Origin of the sequence: Cedecea sp. P7760, from assembly GCF_013386425.1 — a bacterium.
GTDB lineage: Bacteria > Pseudomonadota > Gammaproteobacteria > Enterobacterales > Enterobacteriaceae > Cedecea > Cedecea selenatireducens.
Genome location: NZ_JACARU010000065.1, coordinates 62,853 through 85,133 on the forward strand (window position 1 = coordinate 62,853; position 22,281 = coordinate 85,133).

Genomic DNA, 22,281 nt, shown 5'->3' on the forward strand with positions numbered 1-22,281 from the left:
GGGCTCAGGATTGCTGCAGCGGCAATGTAGTCATACAGGTTTGGCTGTCATCAAAGGTGGCAAAAGCGGAGTGCGCGGCGCGGCCCTGATAGCTGACGCTGACCGTCCCTTCGGTATTGCGCGGCAGCCACACGCCGATGAAGCCGTTTGGCTGGCTGGTAAGCGTTTTATTCAGGATAACGTTGCCCGCTTTATCGGTAATTTTGACCTCAAAAGGCGTATTGGCCATCTCACCCTGGCAGCCGGAAAGGCTGTGATTGAAGCAAGGATGCGTTTGCTGCAGGTATGGCGCAAACGACAGATAGAACTTGTCCCCCAACGGATAGCTAAACTTCTGCTGCCCGTCCGAAAGCACCAGCTCGCGGCTGGTGATCCCGGCGCTAAAGCCCAGCGGGCGAGCCTGCGGGGACTGGTCGATAGCCTCAACCATTTGCTCGGTGGTTTTTCCCGCCAGCCCGTGTTTCGCCAGAAAGGCATTTGCCTCAGGCGTTGATGCCAGAGCGGTGCCGCTGAGAGTCAGCGCCAGTAACGCCGTTATGATACGTGTTTTCATCCTGTTTCCTTTTCCAGAGTAAGGTTTAACCATCACTGGCGCGGACGTTACACCTTCCCCCAGGGGGAAGGTCAAAGGTGTGACGGTAAAGAAAGGTAAGACTATGTATTTATGGCGTTTTAATTGATTTTTATCAAATTTTCTGACACCTCTGGCTGAAGTGAATATCCACTTTATTCCCGGTGACGAAAAGCCTCACCCAGGGCGCCCCTGGACTTCATCTGCCCATCCACGCAATGGGATCTAAATCACAATTTTCAGGGAGTTAGCGCCGGGTAAAAACCGCTTAGCCTGCCCCACAACCGCTTATCCCTGAATACGACCACTCGGCCACTCTTTTTCCCCTCTTGCCGCGAAAATCGCCACGCTATAGCTGGCCTATTTTTATGCCCTTCTTTTACACCAACCAGGTTCAGCGAGACGGCAAACAGGCATGACGCCGGGGCTGACAAACGGATGAATTATGAATAAAAATAAATTTCTCAAACATATACCCTGGGTGATTCTGGGGATCATCGGGGCCTGCTGTCTGGCCGTCGTCGCCCTACGGCGGGGGGAACACATCAGCGCCCTGTGGATAGTGGTAGCCTCGGTGTCGGTCTATCTGGTGGCCTACCGCTACTACAGCCTCTACATCGCCCAGAAGGTGATGAAGCTCGACCCAACGCGAGCGACCCCGGCGGTCATTAATAACGACGGCCTGAACTATGTTCCCACCAACCGTAATGTCCTGTTTGGTCACCACTTCGCGGCAATAGCCGGGGCGGGACCGCTGGTCGGCCCGGTGCTGGCAGCGCAGATGGGCTATTTACCCGGCGTGCTGTGGCTGCTGGCGGGCGTCGTGCTGGCCGGGGCGGTGCAGGACTTTATGGTGCTGTTTATCTCCTCACGCCGAAACGGGGCTTCCCTTGGCGAGATGATCAAAGAAGAGATGGGGCCGGTGCCGGGCACCATTGCCCTGTTCGGCTGCTTCCTGATCATGATAATTATCCTGGCCGTGCTGGCGCTTATCGTGGTGAAAGCGCTGGCCGAAAGCCCGTGGGGCGTATTTACCGTTTGCTCGACGGTGCCAATTGCGCTGTTTATGGGCATTTATATGCGCTTTATTCGTCCGGGTCGGGTCGGCGAAGTATCCGTTATCGGGATTGTGCTGCTGGTCGCCTCGATTTACTTCGGCGGTGTTATTGCCCACGACCCTTACTGGGGCCCGGCGCTAACCTTTAAAGACACCACCATAACCTTTACCCTGATTGGCTATGCATTTGTTTCTGCTTTGCTGCCGGTGTGGCTGATCCTAGCCCCACGCGATTACCTGGCCACCTTCCTGAAAATTGGCGTTATCGTCGGCCTGGCGATTGGGATTGTTATCCTCAATCCTGAGCTGAAAATGCCGGCGATTACCCAGTACGTGGACGGCACCGGCCCGCTGTGGAAAGGCGCTCTGTTCCCGTTCCTGTTTATCACCATTGCCTGCGGGGCAGTGTCCGGTTTCCACGCGCTTATCGCCTCCGGCACGACGCCAAAACTGCTGGCCTGTGAAACCGACGCTCGCTTTATCGGCTACGGCGCGATGCTGATGGAGTCCTTTGTGGCGGTGATGGCGCTGGTTGCGGCCTCAATTATCGAACCGGGCCTCTACTTCGCGATGAACACGCCCCCGGCGGGTCTGGGTATTACCATGCCAAACCTGCACGAGCTGGGTGGTGAAAACGCGCCGATGATTCTGGCGCAGCTGAAAGATGTCACCGCTCATGCGGCGGCAACCGTCAGCTCCTGGGGCTTCGTGATTTCGCCGGAGCAGATCCTGCAAACGGCGAAAGATATCGGTGAACCTTCCGTGCTCAACCGCGCAGGCGGTGCCCCTACGCTTGCCGTCGGTATTGCGCACGTGTTCCACAAAATCGTGCCGGTAGCCGACATGGGGTTCTGGTATCACTTCGGTATTCTGTTTGAGGCGCTGTTTATTCTTACCGCGCTGGATGCCGGTACCCGCTCCGGCCGCTTTATGCTGCAGGATCTGCTGGGTAACTTTATCCCGTTCCTGAAGAAAACCGACTCGCTGGTCGCAGGTATCATCGGCACCGCTGGCTGCGTAGGCCTCTGGGGCTACCTGCTTTATCAGGGCGTGGTCGATCCTTTGGGCGGCGTCAAAAGCCTGTGGCCGCTGTTCGGCATCTCCAACCAGATGCTTGCCGCCGTCGCATTAGTGCTGGCAACCGTGGTGCTGGTGAAGATGAAGCGTACTCAATACATCTGGGTAACCGTCGTCCCTGCCGTCTGGCTACTTATCTGCACCACCTGGGCGCTGGGCCTGAAGCTGTTTAGCAGCAACCCGCAGATGGAAGGCTTCTTCTTCATGGCCAACCAGTATAAGGCGCGCATCGCCGCAGGTGGGGCCGATCTCACGGCCCAGGATATCGCCAATATGAACCACATTGTGGTCAACAACTACACCAACGCTGGCCTGAGTATTCTGTTCCTGGTGGTGGTTTACAGCATCATTTTCTACGGCATTAAGGCCTGGAAAGAGGCGCGTAAATCCGACCAGCCGACGGACAAGGAAACGCCTTATCAGCCGGTGCCTGAAGAAGGTATTAAGATTTCTTCCGGCCACTGATCGCTTCATATGACAGCCCCGCATTAGCGGGGCTTAAATCACGAAAGGAGCGACGAATGTTTGATAACTTAGGCGCTGCAAAAAAATATCTCGGCCAGGCGGCACGAATGCTCGTTGGCATCCCGGACTACGACACTTACGTGCTGCATATGCAGACGAACCATCCGGACCAGCCGCCCATGACCTATAAAGAATTCTTCCGCGAGCGCCAGCAGGCACGCTACGGCGGAGATGGCAAAGGCGGCATGCGCTGCTGTTAACAGGAAAGAGGCGATGACACAGATTGCAGTGACCGTATTAACCGGCTTTCTCGGCGCAGGGAAAACCACCCTGTTACGCCATATCCTGCATACCCAGCAGGATGAGAAAATCGCCGTTATTGAAAATGAATTTGGCGAAACGCCTATCGACAGCCAGCTGATTGGCGACCGCGCCACCCGCATCACTACCCTGAGCAACGGCTGCATCTGCTGCACGCGGTCGAGCGAGCTGGAAGATGCCCTGCTGGACCTGCTTGAGAGTCGGGACAAAGGTGAAATTCACTTCGACAGGCTGATTGTCGAATGCACGGGGATGGCCGATCCAGGCCCAATACTTCAGGCCTTTTTCGCCCATGAAATCATCTGCGAGCGCTACCTGCTGGACGGCGTAATTACGCTGGTGGATGCGGTACACGCGGCTTCGCAGCTGGATCAGTTCCCGCTGGCGCAGTCGCAGATTGGCTACGCCGATCGAATTCTGCTGACCAAAACCGATGTCGCCGGTGAGTCCGCTGATTTACTGGAACGCCTGCAGCGCATTAACGCTCGCGCCCCGGTTTACCCTATCGTGCACGGCAATATAGAGCTGGCGCTGTTGTTTAACACCCGCGGCTTTATGCTGGAAGAAAACGTCGTGGCGACAAAACCTCGCTTCCACCGCATTGCCCCACAGCAAAATGAAGTCTCATCCATTGTGGTGACGCTGGATTATCCGGTGGCGCTGTCCGCCGTTTCCTCCGTAATGGAAAACCTGCTTTCCGGCTTTGCCGATAACCTGCTCCGCTACAAAGGAATGCTGTGGATTGAAGACCAGCCCTGTCGCCTGCTGTTCCAGGGCGTGCAGCGCCTTTACAGCGCCGACTGGGACCGCGAGTGGCAGGCGGATGAAACGCCGGGCAGCACGCTGGTGTTTATCGGCGTCTCGCTCCCGGAAGCCGAGATCCGCGACGCCTTTGCAGGATTAAAACAATCCGCATAACACAGCAGCATTACAGCCCGACCGCCTCTTTCAGTGACTTCAGGTAGCGGCGGCTCACCGGCACGGTGCGGCCATCCCGCAGCAGCAGCTCCGCCTGGCTGTTATCCTCCAGGCGGATCTCCTGCAAATAATTCATATTGACCAGATATTGCCGGTGGCAGCGCAGCAGCGGCGTGCGGCTTTCCAGAGTGCGCAGCGTTAGCTCGGTAAACCCTTCTTTGCCGTCACGGCTGGTGACATACACCCCGCTCATCCGGCTGCTGACGTAGGCCACCTCTTCCATTTGCAGCAGCCAGATTCGGCTGTGGCCGCTGCACGGGATAAATTTCAGCGGCAGCTGGCTGTCCGGCAGGCGGGAAACATCCTGCGCTTCGTTTTCCTGATGCAGGCGAGCCAGCGTTTTTTGCAGCCGCTGCGCCTCTATCGGCTTGAGCAGATAGTCAAAAGCGCACTCCTCAAAAGCCTGCACGGCGTATTCATCAAAAGCGGTGAGAAACACAATACGCGGCCGGTGGCGTTCATCCAGCATGCCCACCATTTCCAGGCCGCTAATGCGCGGCATCTGGATATCGAGAAACAGCACGTCCGGGCGCAGCTTGTGCACGGCGCTAATCGCCTCTATCGCGTTGGCACATTCCCCGACTATCTCGATCTCACCGTCGCTCTCAAGCAGGACGCGCAGGTTCTCACGCGCCAGCGGCTCATCATCAACAATCAACGCTCTCAACATACCAACTCCTCGGCGGGCAGGCGCACGGTGATGCAGGTAAAACGATCGGGCTCACAGCTCACGGCCAGGCCATAATCCTCACCAAACTTCGCGCGCAGCCGCTTGTCTACCAGATTCATCCCCAGCCCGTTACCGTTCTCATTTGGCCGGTACAAACCGGCATTGTCCTCAACGTCAACAAAGACGTTTTGCCCTTCTCCGCGTGCGCGAATGGTAATAATCCCGCAGCCCAGCAGCTGAGAGGTGCCGTGTTTAATGGCGTTTTCCACAATCGGCTGCAGGGTAAAAGCCGGCAAATGGTGATGAGCCAACGCTTCCGGCACCTGCAGTTCAACCGTCAGCCGAGTCTGGAAGCGAGCCAGCTCAATTTGTAGATAGGCATTGACATGCTCAATTTCGTCGGACAGCGTGACGATTTCCGACGGGCGTTTCAGATTTTTGCGGAAAAACGTCGAGAGGTACTGCACCAGCTGCCCGGCTTTGTCACCGTCGTGACGGATAACCGCTTTCAGCGTATTCAGCGCGTTAAATAAGAAGTGTGGGTTCACCTGCGCATGCAGCAGCTTGATCTCTGACTGCGCCAGCAGCGCTTTTTGCTGCTCGTATTTGCCCGCCAGGATTTGCGCCGAAAGCAGCTGCGCAATCCCTTCGCCGAGCGTACGGTTGATCGAGCTAAACAGCCTGTTACGTGCCTCGTAGAGTTTTATCGTGCCGATCACCCGCTGGTTTTCGCCCCGCAGCGGGATAACCAGCGTCGACCCCAGCTTGCAGTTTGGGTGTAGCGAGCAGCGGTAAGGCACCTCATTACCGTCGGCGTAAACCACTTCATTATTTTCGATGGCCTGCCAGGTGTAACCCGACGAAATTGGCTTGCCCGCCAGGTGGTGGTCGGCCCCGGTGCCGATAAACGCCAGCAGCTTTTCTCGATCGGTGATCGCCACGGCGCTGATGTCCAGCTCCTGATGCAGCACTTTCGCTACCTTCAGGCTGTTTTGCTCGTTGAAACCCTGTCGGAGAATACCCTCGGTCGAGGCGGCTACTTTTAGCGCGGTGGCGGAGAACGCCGAGGTGTACTTTTCAAACATCGCGCGTTTATCCAGCAGGATGCGCATAAACATCGCCGCCCCCAGCGTGTTGGTGACCATCATCGGCGCGGCGATGCTTTCTACCAGGTGAAGCGCGTCTTCAAACGGCCTCGCAATCAGCAAAATGATCATCATCTGCACCAGCTCGGCCACAAAGGTCACCCCTCCGGCCACCAGCGGGTTAAACAGCTTATCCGTTCTGCCGCGCTTGATTAAAAAGCTGTGGATCAACCCGCCAATCAGCCCTTCGGCGATGGTAGAGATCATGCAGCTTAGCGCCGTCATTCCGCCGAGTGAATAGCGATGCAGCCCGCCAGTTAGCCCCACCAACCCGCCAACCACCGGCCCGCCCAGCAGGCCGCCCATTACCGCGCCGATGGCACGCGTGTTGGCAATGGAGCCTTCAATATGCAGGCCAAAGTAGGTGCCCATGATGCAGAATACCGAGAAAGTGATGTAGCAGAGCAGCTTGTGGGGTAGCCGCACGGTGACCTGCATCAGCGGTATAAACAGCCGGGTTTTACTCATCAGCCAGGCAATGACCAGAAACACGCACATCTGCTGCAATAGCAGCAGGACCAAATTGAACTCGTACATCTGCAGACACTCTCCGTTCTCAACGGCGGGAAAGATACAGCGAGCAGAATATAATTTCCGGGGCATAGCTCAGATTTGTTAAATTTGAATTCCAAAATAAGTCAGATTGTTGCGGCTGACAGCCCGGATATAAAACTAAAAAAAGCAAAACGAACAATTATCGAGCAACAAAAAGGACAGCCGATAAAACGCATTCATATACAGGTTTTTATTTATAATCGTCGCCCTCAGGACCCACCCCGCCGAATGTTATTTAACGTTTTTAATTAACCGCATTGAATATAAGCAATGCCATATTTCAGCTAAAGAATATTCTCACCAGGCAGAAAAAGCCGATGGATTATTTATATTTCTTATCGCTATAAGTCATACTTTTATATTCTTCTGGCAAACAATATTAGCAGGTAGTATCGACTAAATACAGACGACTCAACGCCCAGAACGCGGCACGCGTGCGGCCATTGCCAGCAGAACATGCTGTTGTGGTGGGGAAGTTTCAGCAGTTAAGGAAAAGAATAATGATCGTTCTTTCGGGCGTATCAAAAGTATTTGCCAGCAAACATGGGGCGATTACCGCCGTAGATAATATTCACCTGTCCGTAAATAAGGGCCAAATATATGGCATTATCGGCTACAGCGGGGCGGGTAAAAGTACGTTAATCAGATTATTAAACGGGCTTGAAGCGCCCTCTTCCGGATCGATTATCGTGGCCGGGCAGGATATTGCGAAAGCCAACGGCGAGCGGCTCCGCCAGGCCCGCTTAAAAGTCAGCATGGTCTTCCAGCACTTTAACCTGCTGTGGTCGCGCACGGTTGCCGAGAATATTGCGTTTCCCCTACAAATTGCCGGCGCGAACAAACGTCAGAGTCAGCAGCGTGTTGATGAGCTGATCAAACTGGTTGGCCTTGAGGGCCGCGAAAATGCCTGGCCTTCTCAGCTTAGCGGCGGCCAGAAGCAGCGCGTTGGCATTGCCCGCGCCCTGGCAAATAACCCGGACGTGCTGCTTTGCGACGAGGCCACTTCAGCGCTGGATCCGCAAACCACCGACGCCATTCTCGATCTGCTGCTCGACATAAACCGCCAGCTCAACTTAACCATCGTACTCATCACCCATGAGATGCACGTGGTACGCAAAATTTGCCAGCGCGTGGCGGTGATGGAAAACGGCAAGATCGTTGAAGAAGGCCCTGTGCTGGATATTTTTACCCACCCTAAACAGCCCATCACGCAAACCTTTGTGCGCCAGGTGACTAACCACGGTGCGGCCAGCGAACCGTTCAACCCGCATTGGGTTCAGGGCTTAAGCGGCAGCATTCTGAAACTGATTTTCCCCGGCGGAGAAGCTCAGCAGCCGGTGATAGCCGACGTTATTCAGCACTTTCACGTGGCGCTGAACATTCTGCACGGCAACATTACCCAGACGGCAGACGGCGCGTTTGGCGAGCTGTACGTCCACGTGGATGACGCCAGCCAGCTAGAAAATATTGTGCAATACCTGAATCAAAAGCGGGTAGAAACTGAGGTTATTCGACATGCTTGAGCAATACTTCCCGCATTTAAAACTCGACAAGCTGTGGGCCGCCACGGGTGAAACGCTCTACATGACGGCCTGGTCCGGGCTGGCAACGCTGGTCTTTGGTATTGCGCTAGGCGTGCTGCTGTTTCTGACCTCTCGCGGCCAGCTGCTGCAAAACCGCCTGGTTTATTCAGTGGTCACCGTGCTGGTAAACGTCTTCCGTTCGATCCCGTTCATCATTCTGATCGTCCTGCTGATCCCGTTCACTAAAACGCTGGTCGGCACCATTTTGGGCACCAATGCCGCGCTTCCGGCGCTGATCGTCGGCGCCGCACCTTTCTACGCACGGCTGGTAGAAATTGCGCTGCGCGAAGTCGACAAAGGCGTTATCGAAGCCACGCGTTCGATGGGGGCGAAAACCCACACGCTGATTTTCCGCGTACTCCTGCCTGAATCTTCTCCGGCTCTGGTTTCCGGCATAACCGTCACCCTGATCGCGCTGGTGAGCTACAGCGCTATGGCCGGGGTTATCGGTGCGGGCGGGCTGGGCAACCTCGCCTATCTGGAAGGGTTCCAGCGTAACCATAACGACGTCACGCTGGTGGCCACGGCCATGATATTAGCGATCGTTTTTATTATTCAGTTTATCGGCGACCGAATTACGCGCCGGCTCGATAAGCGCTAACGGTTCTTCAGCTTTCGGGCGGCAGAGACGCATTCTGGCGCCCGGAGTTCCACGGCAATGCACTTCTAATCACTAATGACGACTGGACGAAATAATGAAAAAACAGTTTATGATGTTAGCTCTGGCTTCTTTAACCGCCTTAAGCCTCCAGGCCAACGCCGCTGAAAAGCTGGTTGTGGGCGCTTCCAACGTGCCGCACGCGGAAATTCTCGAGCAGGCGAAGCCGATTCTGGCAAAAGAAGGTATCGACCTTGAGATCAAAACCTTCCAGGACTATATCCTGCCGAACACCGCGCTTGCCGAGCGTGAAATTGACGCCAACTACTTCCAGCACCAGCCGTATCTGGACTCGGTTCTGCAGGATCATAAAGGCGATAAAAACTACGATTTCGTCAGCGCCGGGGCTATCCACGTGGAGCCCATCGGCATCTACTCAAAGAAATACAAAAGCCTGAAAGATCTGCCGCAAAACGGCAAGGTGATTATGCGTGACTCGGTGGCCGAAGAAGGCCGCATTCTGGCTATCTTCCAGCGCGAAGGCGTGATCGCCCTGAAGCCGGGCATCAAGCCGGTTAATGCCCGTATCAGCGACATCGCCAGCAACCCGAAAAATCTGCAGTTCAAAGCGGATATTGAAGCCGCCCTGCTGCCGCAGATGTACGCCAATAACGAAGGCGACGCGGTGGTTATCAACGCCAACTACGCGCTTGATGCGGGCCTGAACCCAATCAAAGATCCTATTGCCGTAGAAAGCACCGAAGGTAACCCGTATGCCAACATCATCACCGTGCACAGCGCCGACGTGAAAAAACATGACATCGTCGAGCTGGTGAAGGTCCTGCACTCTAAGCAGATTCAGGCCTGGATCAACGAGAAGTATCACGGCGCGGTTGTGCCGGTTAACCAGTAATCCTGAAAAAGGGGCGCAATGCGCCCCTCTTCTTAGCCGCGAGTTAGCGCCGCGTACTCTTCCGGGCTAAGGTAAAGCTCGCGGTACTTGTCATCAACCTGCTGCCACATCCTCTGGGAGAAATAGAGCGCCGCAGGCAGCGGATGGTGATGAATCATCAGCGAATCCGCCTGCCCTTGCTCATTGATATGCACCCACACGGCACACTCTACGGCCACGCCGTCAACGCTTGCGCGGTAAGACTCCATAAATAACCGTTCGCTAACATAATCCCGGTAGGTAAAGCGCTGGAAGTCATACAGCGGAATGGCCGCTTTCAGGATCTCCAGAATCGCCGTTTTGCCGTGAACCGACGCTTTTAGCACCACGCCTTGCAGGCTCGCGTCATCGGCGAGTATTGCCAGCCAGGGTGGCGGCCCCTGCACGTCGAGAATGGGGGATGCGGTATCATTAAATAACATAGAACTCTCCTGAGCGATCGGTGGCGTGATGGTCCCGTATAAGGTGCAGAGTAGCGGGTGTTTTTCAGTGAAAAAAATGATAAAACGTCCGAACATTACGGACCAAAACGCTCGAATAGAGGTATGACTATGGATCGCCTGTCCAGCCTGACCTATTTTGTTCACACCGCAGAGTTGGGCAGTTTTGTCCGCGCCGGGCAAGCCCTGGGGCTTTCCGCTTCGGCGGTGGGAAAAGGGATTACGAGACTTGAGGAGCAGCTTGGCGTGCGGCTTTTTCACCGCACCACCCGCAGCCTGCAGATGACCTCCGAAGGCCGGGTTTACTTTGAGCGCTGCCGGCGCATTCTGCAGGATTTGGATGAGGCGGATGCCCTGCTTTCCCATGTCAGTGAAACGCCCCGGGGCCGCCTGCGAGTTAGCCTGCCCGCCGCCAGCCATATCCTGTTTGAAGCAGCCATTATCGCTTTCGTTCGCCGTTATCCGGACATCGATCTCGATCTGGATTTCATCGACAGGCTGGTGAACCTGATTGACGAAGACGTGGATATTGCTATCCGAACCGGCGAGCTCCCGGATTCTCGCTTGATGCGTCGCACATTGCCCTCTTTGCAGCTTATTCTCTGTGCTTCCCCGGCCTATCTTGCCGGGCATGGCGTACCTCAATCGCCCCGGGAACTGGAGGGACATTGCGGAATTCGATTCCGCTATGTGAACACCGGCAAGCTGCAGGCCTGGCCGCTGCGCGATCTGTCAGAGCTTGCGGATATTCGCACCCGCACCGTGTTCAGTTCGAACAATATGGAAATGGTGCGCAGCGCGATCGTTAACGGCCTGGGCGTTGGAGCCGTGCCTGATTTTATGATTGAACCCCAGCTGGCGAGCGGTGTTGTGCAACCGCTGCTGGGTGAGTATTTGAAAGCACCGGGGCAATTCCAGATGGTTTGGACTTCGGGGAAACAGCTTTCGTCAAAGATCCGCGTTTTTGTCGACTTTATCAGCGACTTTGTCACCCGGCAGCGGCAAAATGGTGTTCATGGAGTAGCCGCCAGGTGAACGTGCAGATGGCAGATTTTGTTTTTCTTATTGGCCCCGGTGGCGCGGGTAAAAGCACTGTGGGGACCTTACTGGCCGCCAGGCTAGGCTATGAGTGCACCGATCTCGACGATGAGTTTTGTACCCACCTCATGAATATTCGCGAATTTATTGGCCTTTTTGGCTATGAGCGCTACCTCGAGGAAAATGCGAAATTACTCGAAACATTACTGGCAAAAACCGACGTCAGTACCGTTTTCATTCTCTCTTCCGGCTTTCTTGCAACGGATATTCGGCCTGACATCGTGGAGCAAAACAGAGATCGAGTACAGCGTGCAGGCACGTCGGTGCTGCTCTTGCCCTCTCGTGACTACCGTGAGGCGCTCAGCTGCATTGTTGAACGCCAGTTAAGGCGGGGTTTTGGTCTGAAAAGAGAAAGCGAAATCGCTAAGTTCGGCCAGCGTTTTAGTCAGTATCTCTGCCTGGGTGATGTACAGATATTTTCTATGGACGCCCCTGAGATCGTTGCCGCCCACGTCGCGAATGTAATAAGCGCCCGTGAGCCGCGTATGAACCGCTATATTGACTAACACAAGCCCGACACCACCGAAGGTAACACCACGATGCGGCTGACTACTGCCCTCCGCCTGATGAGCATTTGTCTTATCTGCCTCACCGTCTTGCTGCAGGCTCAGCCGGCCTTCTCTGCGCCGTTATCGCTGGCCGATCCTCTGGCGTTAACCCCGCAAGAGCGTGACTGGGTTGCGGCTCATCCCCTTGTACCGGTGCTGGTGGTTAACACCCATATCCCGCTGACCTTTATTAACCAGGAAGGCGAGCAAAGTGGCTATGCCGTGGCGCTGCTGAACAGCATTGGCCGGCAAACCGGGCTGCGGTTTACCTGGCATCCCTTCAATAACCTGGTCGAGATGCGCGAGCAGCTCAAAAAAGCCCCCGACTCGCTCATTGCCGCAGCGGATGCTTCCGCCACGGGGCCAGACGCCGGGCTGATCTATACCCGCCCAATACAGGTGACCGACTGGGTGCTGGTCACGCGCAAGAAGTTTCCCGTCGTCACCACCCTTGCCGACATGAAGGGCAAAAAGGTTGCGGTCTTTACCGGCAGCTATTACCTGCCGGAGCTGCGCAGGCAATTCCCGCAGGTCGAGTTTGTTGAGCAGGACTTTTCGCTGGAAACCGCGCTGGCGCTGTTTGTTCACAATCTGGACGGCGCCATCGTGCCGCAAACCGCCGCCAGCTTCGTGCTAAAAAGCTATCTTGAGGATCGTTTCCGCATCGCCATGACGGTGCCCGTTCCCCCGCTACGGCTGGCGATGGCTTCCGGCGAGCAAAATCGCCCGCTGCTCTCGATAATCGATAAAGCCCTGGAGCGGCTCCCGCCGCACGAAATGGAGGAGCAGCTCAACGGCTGGCAGATGCGCTACGCTCTGGAGCGCTTCGAAGTTTGGGGGCATTACCGTACCGGTATTATGATAGCTATTGTTATCCTCAGCCTGGCAGCGATGCTGCTGGTGTTCTATTTCTGGCGCAACCGCCTGCTGAGACGCACGCTGGCAACCCAGCAGGCGCTGCAAAATAAGCTTCAGGCTTCGCAGGCGCGGCTGCAAAAAGCCAGCGAGTCGAAAAGCCAGTTTCTGGCGCAAATGAGCCACGAAATACGCACCCCGATGAATGCCCTGATTGGCCTGCTGGAGCTGGAAAACGCCGGGCGCAGTACCCCCGAACAGCGGCGAAATAACATTGCCGTCGCCTACGAATCCTCGAAGTCATTATTGATGCTGGTTGGGGATATTCTTGATATGGCAAAAATCGAATCCGGCACCTTTACCGTGCGCAGCGTGCCGCTTTCTCTGAGCGAGATGATCAACAGCGTCAGCACCCTGTTCCGCTACAGCGCGGAGGAAAAGCACCTTGCGCTAAGTGCCAGCGTTGAGGTGCAGGACGATCGGATCCTGTTCGACCCGGTAATGCTCAAACAAATAGTCTCTAACCTGGTGAGCAACGCCATCAAATTTACTGCCCAGGGCGAAGTTGAAATCATTATCTACCAGGCCAAAAAGCAGGCTGCTGAAACAGGCGATTACGTACTGGAGGTCTGTGATACCGGCGTGGGGATGAGCGAGGAGCAACAAAACGCGATATTCGAACCGTTTGTGCAGCTGGATGCCGCGCAAAGAGAGCACCACGGCAGCGGGCTGGGGCTGAGTATTTGCCGCCAGCTAGCGGCGCTGTTGCACGGCAGCCTTGAGGTTGAAAGTTCGCCTGGCGAAGGCACCATTTTTATCTTCCGGTTCTCTGCACCTGTGGCACCGCCTGAACAGGCCAACGCCTCTACGGAGGTCAGCCCGCGCCGCTCGCGAAAAATTTTAGTGGTGGACGACCACCCTGCAAACCGGCTGCTGCTGGTGCAGCAACTGGAATTTGCCGGCCATCGCAGCGTGGCGGCAGAAAACGGCGTCCAGGCGCTGCGGCTGTGGGAAAAAGAAAATCCACCGTTTGACGTCGTCATTACCGACTGCAATATGCCGGACTTAAGCGGCTTTGAGCTGGTAAGGCAGCTGCGTGAGAAAGAAAAGTTGATGGCAAGAGAACCTCAGCCGATGTTTGGCCTGACCGCCATGGCGGAGCAGCAGGTGCGCGACCGGGGAATACAGGCCGGGATGACCGACTGCCTGTTCAAGCCTGTGGAGCTGGAAAAGTTACTTGCCCGTATCGATAAACACTCAGAGCACACAGCTGAACCTTCATCACGCCCGCTGCTTTCGCTCAGCAGGCTGGCCGAGTCTCAGCCGGAGGCCTTCCGTGCATTAGTTAAGACCGTGATTGAGCAAAACCAGCGGGATATGGCCGCGCTAAAAAGCGGCATCGCCAGCGGAGATTTCGGGCTTATCAAAAGCAGCGCTCATCGCCTTGCCGGCAGCGCAAGGCTGGCCGATGCTCCCGAGCTGTCTGCTATTTGCGGGCAAATTGAAGCGGCGGCAGAGGCGCAGGACAGCGAGGCCGTTCACACTTTAGCGGCTGACGGCGAACGGCATGTGAAAGAGCTGGAGAATGCGCTGAGACACGTTGCTATACTGCCTTAACCAGTTGAAACCTAACCTTCGGGCCGCCCTTTTATGAGTAAGATTTATATCGTCGACGATCACCCTGTTTCACAGCTTGCGGTCAGAGTAGTCGCGGAAAATAACGGCTACGAAGTGGCGGGGATCAGCGACAACGGGCGTGACGCGATTAACGTCCTGCGTGACAACGCGGAGGTGACGCTGGTGGTTATCGACATTGAAATTCCACCGCCTAACGGCCTGGAAGTGATTAAGCGGCTTCGTCAGTACGGCTTTAGCGGCGGCATATTGGTGCTCACCGGCTATAACGACAGCCACTTTGTGGACCGCGCCCGCCGGGCGGGAGCCAACGGGTTTATCAGCAAGAATAACCATCTCGATCAGCTGGTGGACGCCTTCAAGGCCATTCTTAGCGGCTATGAGTTCTTCCCCCAGAGGCCGCAGGCGGTGAATGTCTCGGCCGGCGTACAGTCTGAAAGCGAACTGCTTGGCACGCTGTCCAACCGCGAACTTGAGGTGCTAGGCCTAATCTCCCGTGGCGAGATGCTGATTGATATCGCCGCGCAGCTGCATGTCAGCAATAAATCCATCAGCACCTATAAACGCCGCATCATGACCAAGCTCGGGTTCAGCAAAACGCTGGAAATGATCGAATTCGCCAGGCGCAACAACCTCGCCTGAGCCAGGCTCACTGATAGGTCATCGTGAAGGTGGCGTTAGCGTCGGCCCTGCCGGGCGTGACGTTAGCCTGAGTCTGGTAATAACGTGCCGCCAGCGGAAGCGAATAAGCACCGTCCGAGCTAGTGGTAGCGATACTCATCATGTTGCCCAGCTCAAGCGGCGCGTTGTTATACAGCACCTGAATCCCCACGCCGGTCGCCGTCTGCCCTGCCTGGGCAGCGTCCAGATTAAGAATGCCCCTGCTGCTATCCAAAGCCCCGCCGCTGCCAGGCGCAAGCGTCAGCCTGATCTTCGTCTCGGCGTCACAGTTCAGCTTAATGGCGAAATCAGCATCGCCGCTGGTGCTGCCTGGGCCGGAGAAATCGGTGTTTTTCGCCTTACCCATCCGCACCGTTATTGCGCTATTGAGGACGGAGCAGGCGACGGTTTGCACGCTGCCGCTGCCGATGGTGTAGTCCATAACGTTGGTTTCACCCACCACCTGAGCCTGAGTAATGGAACCCATTGTTATCGGGCCTGAGCCGGTCACCTGGGCGATTTTCACCAGCTGTAACCTGTAGTTACCCCAGGTACCGCCGCACAGCCGCCACCAGTCGGCAGACCAGGTACAGGCGGTGTTAGCAATCTGGCGGGGTAAAGGTCCGGTGCCGTAGCGACCGGCGGTTGATCCAGCGCCGCTGGTGACCACCCGAAACGCCAGGCCTGGCACGCCCGACTGATACAGCGTTTGTCCGTTATAGCTGACCGGCAGAAAACCTCCACTCCCCTGAGCCCAGCGGGTCACAAAGCCCGAGCTATCGCACTGAACAAAGCTGTTGCGGCTGCCCAAACGGGAGTCATTGAACGTGGCTACCACAGTGCCCACAGGGGCATCTCGCTGCACGACTATATGCCCGAGATCCAGCGTCACCGAATCGTTGGCGTTAAAGCGGCTGTCCATAAACGTACAGCTTGCCTGGGCGCTTTTAGCTGCCCCGAGCAGCAGTACGCTGCCCCAGATAACTTTGCTGAATAATGTCGTCATGTTCGCGACCTTGCCTACTGGTATGTCAGGGTAAACGTGGCGTTGGCGTTGGCCTTGCCCGGCGTCACCGAAGGCTGAGTCTGATAATAACGGGCCTTCAGCGGGATGGCGTAGCTGCCATCAGCGGTCGTAGTGGCCACCGCAATTCTGCTGTTCAAGGCCAGAGGCGCGTTGTTATACATCACCTGCACGCCAACGCCGCTGGCGGTTTGCCCCGCCCCCGCGTTGTCGATATTAAGAATGCCCTTCGCCGCATCTGCCGCGCCCGAACTGCCCGGTGCGAGGGTGAGGTTAATTTTGGTCGAGGCGTCGCAGTTCAGGTCAATGGAAAAATCAGCGTCGCCGCTGGTGCTGCCGGGACTGCCGAAGTCGGTGTTTTTCGCTTTGCCCATCGTGACGCTGATATTGCTGTTGGTGACCGAGCAGGCGACCGTCTGCACCACGCCGCTGCCGATGGTGTAGTCAATAATGTTGGTATCCCCCACCACCAGCGCCTGAACAATGGAACCGCCGGTCATCGGCCCGGAACCTGTTGTCGGGGCAATTTTGACCAGTTGAAGCCCCAGATTCCCCCAGGTGCCGCCGCACAGCCGCCACCAGCCGCTTCCCGTCACGCAAGCGGTGTTTGAGATCTGACGCGGCAATGGGCCAGTGCCATAGCGGCCAGCCGTAGTCCCCGCGCCGGATGTCACGATGCGAAACGCCAGGCCCGGCACGCCGGACTGGTACAGCGTTTGTCCGTTATAAACCACTGGCGCAAAACCAGGGCCGACCGCCCAGCGAGTGGTAAAGCCGCTGGCGTTGCACTGCAGAAAATTATTGCGGCCGCCGAGTGCCGAATTGGTGGTACTGGCAACCACCGTGCCTACCGGGGTATCGCGCTGCACAACCACTGTGCCAAAGCTCAGGGCGACCGAGTCATCTGGCCCAAATCGGCCGTCCATAAACGAGCAGGTGGCCAGCGCGCCTTTTGAGGCCAGAAACAGCAGTGCACAAGTCATCACGCGCGGGCGAAATACTTTTTTCATTACGTTTTTCATCGTCATCTCTTTTTCCGAAGCCGCGCTTAGCGACACTGTGCGTCAAGGGAGGAAATAGCCGCCGTCGTCTCATCATGGGTCAGGCTGTAACTCACCCGGCACTGGCGATCCGCACCTTTGCCCCACTGCACCAGCAGCGTACCTTTAGGCTGCAAACCGGCGAGATAAACCTGGCCGCCGTCCCCGACGATACCGCTGCCGCCGCTGCGGTCGGCTTCATTGGCAACCGTGGCGCCAAACGGTACGGCTTTGCCGTTCGGGCGAATCAGGGTCATCAGCACCCGCAGCCCGACCTGGGCGCGGTAATCGGCGCGCACTACGGCCCCGCGTGTGGGCACCACGGTGCGGCTGGTTTGCTCGAGGTCGACGTTTTCTTTCAGGCTTTCGGTGCTCAGCGTGACGTCGTTATGGCGGTACGGCATTAAGTTCGGCACCAACGCGTAGCCGCGATAGTCGGTTTTAACCCCGGTCTGGTTATTCACCGCCACACCTGAAGCGCCCGGCACTTTCACCAGGCCGAACGTCTCGCCAAGCTGCTGTCCGGCGGTGATGCCGTCCGCGTGGGCCACAATCGAACCCTGCACGCCATAGTTCAGGTTGCGCTGCCCGCTGGCGTAGCTGTAAGCCCCGTTCACTTCGCCGTAGGTGCCGCGATAGTTGAGGCTGGTGTAGCCGGAGTTTTCACGCTCACGCGAGGCATAACCCTGGGTCACGTTCCAGTTAAGGTTTTTGCCTTCCAGCGCGGTGCCGTTCAGGCCAACGCTATTCACCGTTCCGCGCGACTTGCTGCTGCTGACGCCGTAGCTGGCGTAGCTGTTGCTCAGCCAGCGGCCCAGCGGCAGGCTGATATTCAACGACACGACCTGGTCACGTTCGTAGGTTTTGCCGTACCCGGTCGTCGCCCCCGCCTGGGACGTGTTGCGGTTCAGGGCATAGTTCAGGCTATAGCTGATGCCGTTCCAGCTGTTGTTGTAGCCCACGTTCCACGAAGCGGTTTTCCGGGCGCCGTTCCAGTAGTCTTCGCTGATAGCCCCGACGGATAAATACCCGCGATCGCCGCCGAGATCCTGGCTCAGCGTCAGCTCCGCACGGTTGCGCTTTCTGTCGTTTCTCAGGGCATAGGCATTATCTCGGTAGGTTTCCAGCACATCCGACAGCGAGGTAAAGCCTTCGGTTGAGTAGCGATAGCCGGCGATGGCGACGTGCGTGCCCGTCTCGGCGAGGCTTTTGCTGTAGCGCACCCGCCACGACTGCCCCTGGCTGGCCGCCTGTTCCTTCGGCTGGCCCCAGGACTGGGTCAGATCGGCAGAAATCGCCCCGAGGGTACCGAGATTCTGCCCGACGCCCGCGGCGAACGAGCGATAATGCTCCGCCAGCTGAGCGCCGCCGTAAACGGTCATGCCTTTTCCAACGCCGTAAATGGCGGTTCCCTGGCTGAACGGGGTCTTTTCGACGCTGCTGTCATAGGCACGGTATTCGCCGCCGGTCAGGCTGAAGCGCAGCCTTCCTTCTCGCTGTAATACCGGCAGGGATGCAAATGGCACCACCATGCTCTGCTCGCTACCGTCGGCTTCTTTTACCGTCACGTACAGGTCGCCGCTGCCTCCGGTCGGGAACATGTCGGTAATTTCGAACGGGCCTGCGGGGACCGTGGTCTGGTAAATCACGTAGCCATTCTGGCGAACGATCACCTGAGCGCTGTTGCTGCGGGCAATGCCGCGTACCACGGGAGCATAACCGCGCTGGCTTTCCGGCAGCATTTCATCGTCGGAGGCCAGCTGCGCGCCACGGAACGGCACGCTGTCGAACACGTCAGACGGTGCAAGGCTTTCGCCGAGCGTAAGCTGGCTTTTCAGCGAAGCAATACTGCGCTGAACATAGCTATAAACGGTGCTCCATTTATCCCCTTCGCCGTTGCTCCGCGACCACGTGGAGTAGTTGCGCAGCCGCCACGGACCGAAGTTAACGCCCGGCCGCAGGTTCAGATACTGGCTGCTGCCCACCCCGCCGTGCTGGCCTTCAAGATCGCTCATGCCGTTAAAGCTGTAGTTCAGCAGCGCGGCATTGATGCCCTCATCCCACTGAGAAGGAGGCACATAGCCGCGAATGCGCGGGCTAACCGCTGCCTGGGGAATAGAGAGATCGAGACGTTGGGCGCTAAAAACAAATTCAGCATTCCCTTCGGGGATCGCAGCCAGCGAAGCACAGTTTTCGCCTGGCGTTTGCAGCTCGGGATATAAATCCACCCGCACGCCATACTGTGCCAGCTCCGCCGCGGTCAGGCACGGCTGCAGCCCTTTATCCTCGGTCTGGAAAAACGTCACCGCCCTGCTGTCCACCTGCTCGCCGTTGAGGTAGATATCCACCGGGTAGCTGCCCGGAAGCTGACCGCCGTTTTCAAACGCCGAGAGATCGGGCGCGGTGCCGGCGTCACCCGTGTGCTGGAGCAGCGCAGGATTAAAGTAATCCTTTGCCTCCACCGACAGCGAAGCCAGTAGCAGTGCGATAGTGGTGGCCAGACAGGTTGGCCGCGTTTTTCCGAAGCAAGCAAAAAAGGGCATAGTTTTATTCCAGCGAATTCGATTCTTTAAAGGGAGGCTTTGTGCGCTGCGCCAACGGCGCCGTAGTCGCTGATGACCTTCCATTCGACCTGGCCGCCGCGTACGTCAGCAGGCAGTTCAATCCGGGTCGAGGAGCGTGGTGCCACGTAGGTGGCCTTATCAAGCGGGCGGCCACCGAAGCTGACCGACTGGAAGTTGATGTAATAAGGCGTCGGGTTGGTGACCGACAGAGCCTGGCCCTGGCGTGCCCATTTAAGCTGGCTGCTGGCGTTGTCCGGCGCTTCGCCCTTCAGCGCAGCCGGGCGATAAATCAGCTTGATGCGGGTGTTGATAGCCAGCTGCAAGGTATTTTCAGCCACCGACGCGTCGGTCGCGGGAATCGATTTAATATTCAGCCAGAACAGCGTTTCGCGGTCCGCCGGCAAACCGGCCCCGGTCTGCATAATACGCAGGGTGTTCTTTTGTTTGGCGTCGAGGCGGAACAGCGGCGGCGTGATGATAAAGCTGCGTTTATCGCTGTTGCCCGCTTCGTTCTCCACCCACGACTGAATCAGGTATGGCGAGGCATCGGGGTTGTCGAGACCGATTGCCGCTTCTTTTTTCTCACCGTCGTAAATAACTCGCGTGCCGCCCACGACAACGCCAGCGTGAGCAAGACCGCTTCCTGCGAGTAAACCTGCTAACAGCAGAGAAGAGAGTGTTGTCTTCACAATAGAGACTCCAGAGAGAGGGAATAAAAGCCGGCCCGCTGGCCGGCTGGAGTAATTGCGTCAGGCAATCAGTTGTAAACCACGCTGAAGGTAGCGGTGGCGTTTGCCGGACCGGCGGTCACGGTTGCCGCTTTAGCCACATAGGCCGCGTTAAATTTCAGCGTGTTGGTGCCAGTCTGAGCCAGAGCGATGCTCTGAGAAGGCGTGAACAGCGGCAGCACGGTGTTGTCCGCGTTACGGATCTGAATGCCTACGCCGGTTGCCACGCCAGCCCCTTGGGTCAGTTCCAGCGCAGAGTTATCGCCCTGGTATGCGGTGCCGTCGAATTTCACGGTAGCGCTGGTCACGGTTGCCGGGCAGCTGGTCAGGTCAATCTGGAAGGCCGTTGCGCCCGCAGTGTCACCCTGTGCGGCGAACGCTTTATCGCTCACCTGCCCCAACGTAACGGTCTGGCTGGCGCTAGCAGGGGAGACGGTGCAGGCCGCATCGATAATTTCGCCGTTAAACTGAATGGTGCCGTCGGCCGCGTTAGCCGTTGAAACTGCCGCCCCGCTGATAACGGAAAGTAATGCCAGAGCGTGTAATTGTTTTTTCATAAAATGTAATTCCTGTGAATAAATGAAGTTCAACGCCGGACACCGTATTAACCTTCCTGCATAACCGTATGGGTTTATGAAAGATACGCATGCGAAACTTTTCGATAAAGAAAAGGCAGTGAGTTATCGGTCATTCCTGTATTAAGTTAGCAAGGCGAGTCATATTGTGAACATTCATAAATGTCGCATTCACACACGAACCATTAATTAATTTTCACTTTACATGAACCAACGCATATCCTTTGCAGCCTGTGGTGAATATACGCTCCGGTATATCCCCGTCTTGTGGAACTCACTATACCCCGGCTAAAGAAATAAACATTCAGAATGGCGTCAGACCGTTGTCATCATAATCATCAATCTCTGTCATCCCAGGACTACAAAATCACCACAAACCCTCGCCACCCTCACCAGGCAAGGTGCCAGCGATCAATGAGAAAAACAAACAACCCCGACATCCATTATTTTTGTATTGATATAAACGCCTGTTTTATGTCAGCCTTTATAGAGAAAACAAAACCGAGAGAAAATAATGGCGACCCTGTTGATAATAGACGACCATCCCATGGCGCGGCTGGCTATTCGCATGCTGCTTGAAAAAGATGGTCATCACGTCCTGGCAGAATCCGGCGACGGCTCCGAGGCTTTTAAATTAATTCAAAAACTAACCCCGGAAATTGTCGTGGTGGATTTAGACATCCCGGGACTGAGCGGTGTGGAATTAATAGAGAAATTAAGAATTCATGATTTCTCTGGCCGTTTATTAGTGCTGACCGGGCGCGACGACGAGCATTATTTAAGCCGCTGCATGAACAGCGGTGCGGACGGCTTTGTCGGTAAAGGAAATAATCTGGATGAATTACAGGATGCGGTCCGCGCGGTCGAGCGTGGTTATGGCTATTTTCCGCTACGGCGCCAGACCAGCACCAAAAACGCCAGACCCGCCGGTGAGGTTGAGGCCGTCAAGCGGCTGTCAAACCGCGAGTTACAGGTGCTGCGCTATCTGAGCCGGGGCGTCAAGGTCATGGATATCTCCGAAAAAATGCACATCAGCAACAAGACGGTCAGCACCTATAAAACTCGCCTCATGACCAAGCTGCAGGTCAGTAACACCATGGAGTTGATTGACTTTGCCCGCCGCCACAGCCTGGACTAAGCCG

20 protein-coding genes are annotated in these 22,281 nt (G+C 56.4%); 11 read left to right on the forward strand and 9 right to left on the reverse strand.

The genetic code is table 11. The features are described 5' to 3' along the window. Positions 1-4 precede the first annotated feature (4 nt). Entirely contained in the window at positions 5-553 is a 549-nt protein-coding gene (gene cueP / locus HX778_RS20535) for a copper-binding periplasmic metallochaperone CueP (protein WP_176982909.1), read from the reverse strand. Positions 554-1,016: 463 nt separating this feature from the next. Here cueP and HX778_RS20540 point away from each other — a divergent pair, with 463 nt between their 5' ends. Genes HX778_RS20540 through yjiA form a run of 3 tightly spaced genes read left to right on the forward strand, consistent with a single transcriptional unit; the run spans position 1,017 to position 4,409 of the window. Continuing rightward, positions 1,017-3,170: a carbon starvation CstA family protein gene (locus HX778_RS20540; RefSeq protein WP_176982910.1), complete on the forward strand. Its 2,154-nt coding sequence runs from the start codon at positions 1,017-1,019 to the stop codon at positions 3,168-3,170. A 56-nt stretch (positions 3,171-3,226) separates the two neighbouring features. Beyond that, on the forward strand, positions 3,227-3,430 hold the full coding sequence (locus tag HX778_RS20545) for a YbdD/YjiX family protein (protein WP_008460696.1): 204 nt from the start codon (positions 3,227-3,229) through the stop codon (positions 3,428-3,430). A gap of 13 nt (positions 3,431-3,443) precedes the next feature. After that, on the forward strand, positions 3,444-4,409 hold the full coding sequence (gene yjiA, locus HX778_RS20550) for a GTPase (protein WP_176982911.1): 966 nt from the start codon (positions 3,444-3,446) through the stop codon (positions 4,407-4,409). 10 nt (positions 4,410-4,419) lie between these two features. Here yjiA and btsR read toward each other — a convergent pair whose 3' ends face one another. Continuing rightward, complete coding sequence (btsR, locus tag HX778_RS20555) at positions 4,420-5,139, reverse strand: two-component system response regulator BtsR (RefSeq protein WP_038473017.1); 720 nt, start codon at positions 5,137-5,139, stop codon at positions 4,420-4,422. Next, entirely contained in the window at positions 5,133-6,821 is a 1,689-nt protein-coding gene (locus HX778_RS20560; RefSeq protein ID WP_176982912.1) for a sensor histidine kinase, read from the reverse strand. The genes btsR and HX778_RS20560 overlap by 7 nt, the downstream gene beginning before the upstream one ends. 518 nt (positions 6,822-7,339) lie before the next feature. Here HX778_RS20560 and HX778_RS20565 point away from each other — a divergent pair. The 3 genes from HX778_RS20565 to HX778_RS20575 all read left to right on the forward strand — a co-directional run bounded on the left by HX778_RS20565 (position 7,340) and on the right by HX778_RS20575 (position 9,933). Continuing rightward, positions 7,340-8,362, forward strand: a complete 1,023-nt coding sequence (locus tag HX778_RS20565; protein WP_176982913.1) for a methionine ABC transporter ATP-binding protein — start codon at positions 7,340-7,342, stop codon at positions 8,360-8,362. Further along, positions 8,355-9,023, forward strand: a complete 669-nt coding sequence (locus tag HX778_RS20570) for a methionine ABC transporter permease (protein ID WP_038473019.1) — start codon at positions 8,355-8,357, stop codon at positions 9,021-9,023. Before HX778_RS20565 ends, HX778_RS20570 begins: the two co-directional genes overlap by 8 nt. 94 nt (positions 9,024-9,117) lie before the next feature. Continuing rightward, on the forward strand, positions 9,118-9,933 hold the full coding sequence (locus HX778_RS20575) for a MetQ/NlpA family ABC transporter substrate-binding protein (protein WP_038473021.1): 816 nt from the start codon (positions 9,118-9,120) through the stop codon (positions 9,931-9,933). Positions 9,934-9,965: 32 nt separating this feature from the next. On the opposite strand, the gene HX778_RS20580 is transcribed toward HX778_RS20575, so the two are convergent. After that, positions 9,966-10,394, reverse strand: a complete 429-nt coding sequence (locus HX778_RS20580) for a hypothetical protein (RefSeq protein ID WP_038473023.1) — start codon at positions 10,392-10,394, stop codon at positions 9,966-9,968. A gap of 123 nt (positions 10,395-10,517) precedes the next feature. On the opposite strand from HX778_RS20580, the gene HX778_RS20585 reads away from it, so the two are divergent. Genes HX778_RS20585 through HX778_RS20600 form a run of 4 tightly spaced genes read left to right on the forward strand, consistent with a single transcriptional unit; the run spans position 10,518 to position 15,190 of the window. Then, positions 10,518-11,447, forward strand: coding sequence for a LysR substrate-binding domain-containing protein (locus HX778_RS20585; RefSeq protein WP_218167219.1), 930 nt, complete (start codon positions 10,518-10,520; stop codon positions 11,445-11,447). Between the two features lie 8 nt (positions 11,448-11,455). Continuing rightward, on the forward strand, positions 11,456-12,016 hold the full coding sequence (locus HX778_RS20590; protein ID WP_052049061.1) for a shikimate kinase: 561 nt from the start codon (positions 11,456-11,458) through the stop codon (positions 12,014-12,016). Between the two features lie 33 nt (positions 12,017-12,049). Continuing rightward, positions 12,050-14,530 carry an ATP-binding protein gene (locus HX778_RS20595; RefSeq protein ID WP_176982915.1) on the forward strand — a complete coding sequence of 827 codons (2,481 nt, stop codon included), beginning with the start codon at positions 12,050-12,052 and terminating at the stop codon, positions 14,528-14,530. Between the two features lie 33 nt (positions 14,531-14,563). After that, positions 14,564-15,190 (forward strand): response regulator transcription factor, encoded by a 627-nt coding sequence (locus HX778_RS20600; protein WP_176982916.1) that lies wholly within the window; start codon positions 14,564-14,566, stop codon positions 15,188-15,190. Positions 15,191-15,197: 7 nt separating this feature from the next. Here HX778_RS20600 and HX778_RS20605 read toward each other — a convergent pair whose 3' ends face one another. The 5 genes from HX778_RS20605 to HX778_RS20625 all read right to left on the reverse strand — a co-directional run bounded on the left by HX778_RS20605 (position 15,198) and on the right by HX778_RS20625 (position 21,121). Next, a complete protein-coding gene (locus tag HX778_RS20605; RefSeq protein ID WP_176982917.1) occupies positions 15,198-16,214 on the reverse strand; it encodes a fimbrial protein in 1,017 nt (338 codons plus the stop codon). A 14-nt stretch (positions 16,215-16,228) separates the two neighbouring features. After that, on the reverse strand, positions 16,229-17,242 hold the full coding sequence (locus tag HX778_RS20610) for a fimbrial protein (protein ID WP_255483455.1): 1,014 nt from the start codon (positions 17,240-17,242) through the stop codon (positions 16,229-16,231). 38 nt (positions 17,243-17,280) lie between these two features. Continuing rightward, the gene (locus HX778_RS20615; protein ID WP_176982919.1) at positions 17,281-19,815 is read right to left on the reverse strand and encodes a fimbria/pilus outer membrane usher protein; all 2,535 of its coding nucleotides are present in this window, start codon (positions 19,813-19,815) and stop codon (positions 17,281-17,283) included. 26 nt (positions 19,816-19,841) lie between these two features. Then, positions 19,842-20,525: a fimbria/pilus periplasmic chaperone gene (locus tag HX778_RS20620; RefSeq protein ID WP_176982920.1), complete on the reverse strand. Its 684-nt coding sequence runs from the start codon at positions 20,523-20,525 to the stop codon at positions 19,842-19,844. Between the two features lie 68 nt (positions 20,526-20,593). After that, positions 20,594-21,121: a fimbrial protein gene (locus tag HX778_RS20625; protein WP_176982921.1), complete on the reverse strand. Its 528-nt coding sequence runs from the start codon at positions 21,119-21,121 to the stop codon at positions 20,594-20,596. 532 nt (positions 21,122-21,653) lie between these two features. Between HX778_RS20625 and HX778_RS20630 the strand changes: the two genes are divergently transcribed. Then, entirely contained in the window at positions 21,654-22,277 is a 624-nt protein-coding gene (locus HX778_RS20630; RefSeq protein WP_038473035.1) for a response regulator, read from the forward strand. Positions 22,278-22,281: the final 4 nt, after the last annotated feature.

Bases quoted from the DNA above. Each gene is read 5' to 3' on its own strand.
- HX778_RS20590 (WP_052049061.1), top strand. From the start codon at position 11,456: ATGGCAGATTTTGTTTTTCTTATTGGCCCCGGTGGCGCGGGTAAAAGC.
- HX778_RS20610 (WP_255483455.1), bottom strand. From the start codon at position 17,242: ATGAAAAAAGTATTTCGCCCGCGCGTGATGACTTGTGCACTGCTGTTT.
- HX778_RS20575 (WP_038473021.1), top strand. From the start codon at position 9,118: ATGAAAAAACAGTTTATGATGTTAGCTCTGGCTTCTTTAACCGCCTTA.
- HX778_RS20600 (WP_176982916.1), top strand. From the start codon at position 14,564: ATGAGTAAGATTTATATCGTCGACGATCACCCTGTTTCACAGCTTGCG.
- HX778_RS20565 (WP_176982913.1), top strand. From the start codon at position 7,340: ATGATCGTTCTTTCGGGCGTATCAAAAGTATTTGCCAGCAAACATGGG.
- HX778_RS20580 (WP_038473023.1), bottom strand. From the start codon at position 10,394: ATGTTATTTAATGATACCGCATCCCCCATTCTCGACGTGCAGGGGCCG.
- HX778_RS20545 (WP_008460696.1), top strand. From the start codon at position 3,227: ATGTTTGATAACTTAGGCGCTGCAAAAAAATATCTCGGCCAGGCGGCA.
- cueP (WP_176982909.1), bottom strand. From the start codon at position 553: ATGAAAACACGTATCATAACGGCGTTACTGGCGCTGACTCTCAGCGGC.
- btsR (WP_038473017.1), bottom strand. From the start codon at position 5,139: ATGTTGAGAGCGTTGATTGTTGATGATGAGCCGCTGGCGCGTGAGAAC.
- HX778_RS20595 (WP_176982915.1), top strand. From the start codon at position 12,050: ATGCGGCTGACTACTGCCCTCCGCCTGATGAGCATTTGTCTTATCTGC.
- HX778_RS20625 (WP_176982921.1), bottom strand. From the start codon at position 21,121: ATGAAAAAACAATTACACGCTCTGGCATTACTTTCCGTTATCAGCGGG.
- HX778_RS20605 (WP_176982917.1), bottom strand. From the start codon at position 16,214: ATGACGACATTATTCAGCAAAGTTATCTGGGGCAGCGTACTGCTGCTC.
- HX778_RS20540 (WP_176982910.1), top strand. From the start codon at position 1,017: ATGAATAAAAATAAATTTCTCAAACATATACCCTGGGTGATTCTGGGG.
- HX778_RS20570 (WP_038473019.1), top strand. From the start codon at position 8,355: ATGCTTGAGCAATACTTCCCGCATTTAAAACTCGACAAGCTGTGGGCC.
- HX778_RS20615 (WP_176982919.1), bottom strand. From the start codon at position 19,815: ATGCCCTTTTTTGCTTGCTTCGGAAAAACGCGGCCAACCTGTCTGGCC.
- HX778_RS20585 (WP_218167219.1), top strand. From the start codon at position 10,518: ATGACTATGGATCGCCTGTCCAGCCTGACCTATTTTGTTCACACCGCA.
- HX778_RS20630 (WP_038473035.1), top strand. From the start codon at position 21,654: ATGGCGACCCTGTTGATAATAGACGACCATCCCATGGCGCGGCTGGCT.
- HX778_RS20560 (WP_176982912.1), bottom strand. From the start codon at position 6,821: ATGTACGAGTTCAATTTGGTCCTGCTGCTATTGCAGCAGATGTGCGTG.
- yjiA (WP_176982911.1), top strand. From the start codon at position 3,444: ATGACACAGATTGCAGTGACCGTATTAACCGGCTTTCTCGGCGCAGGG.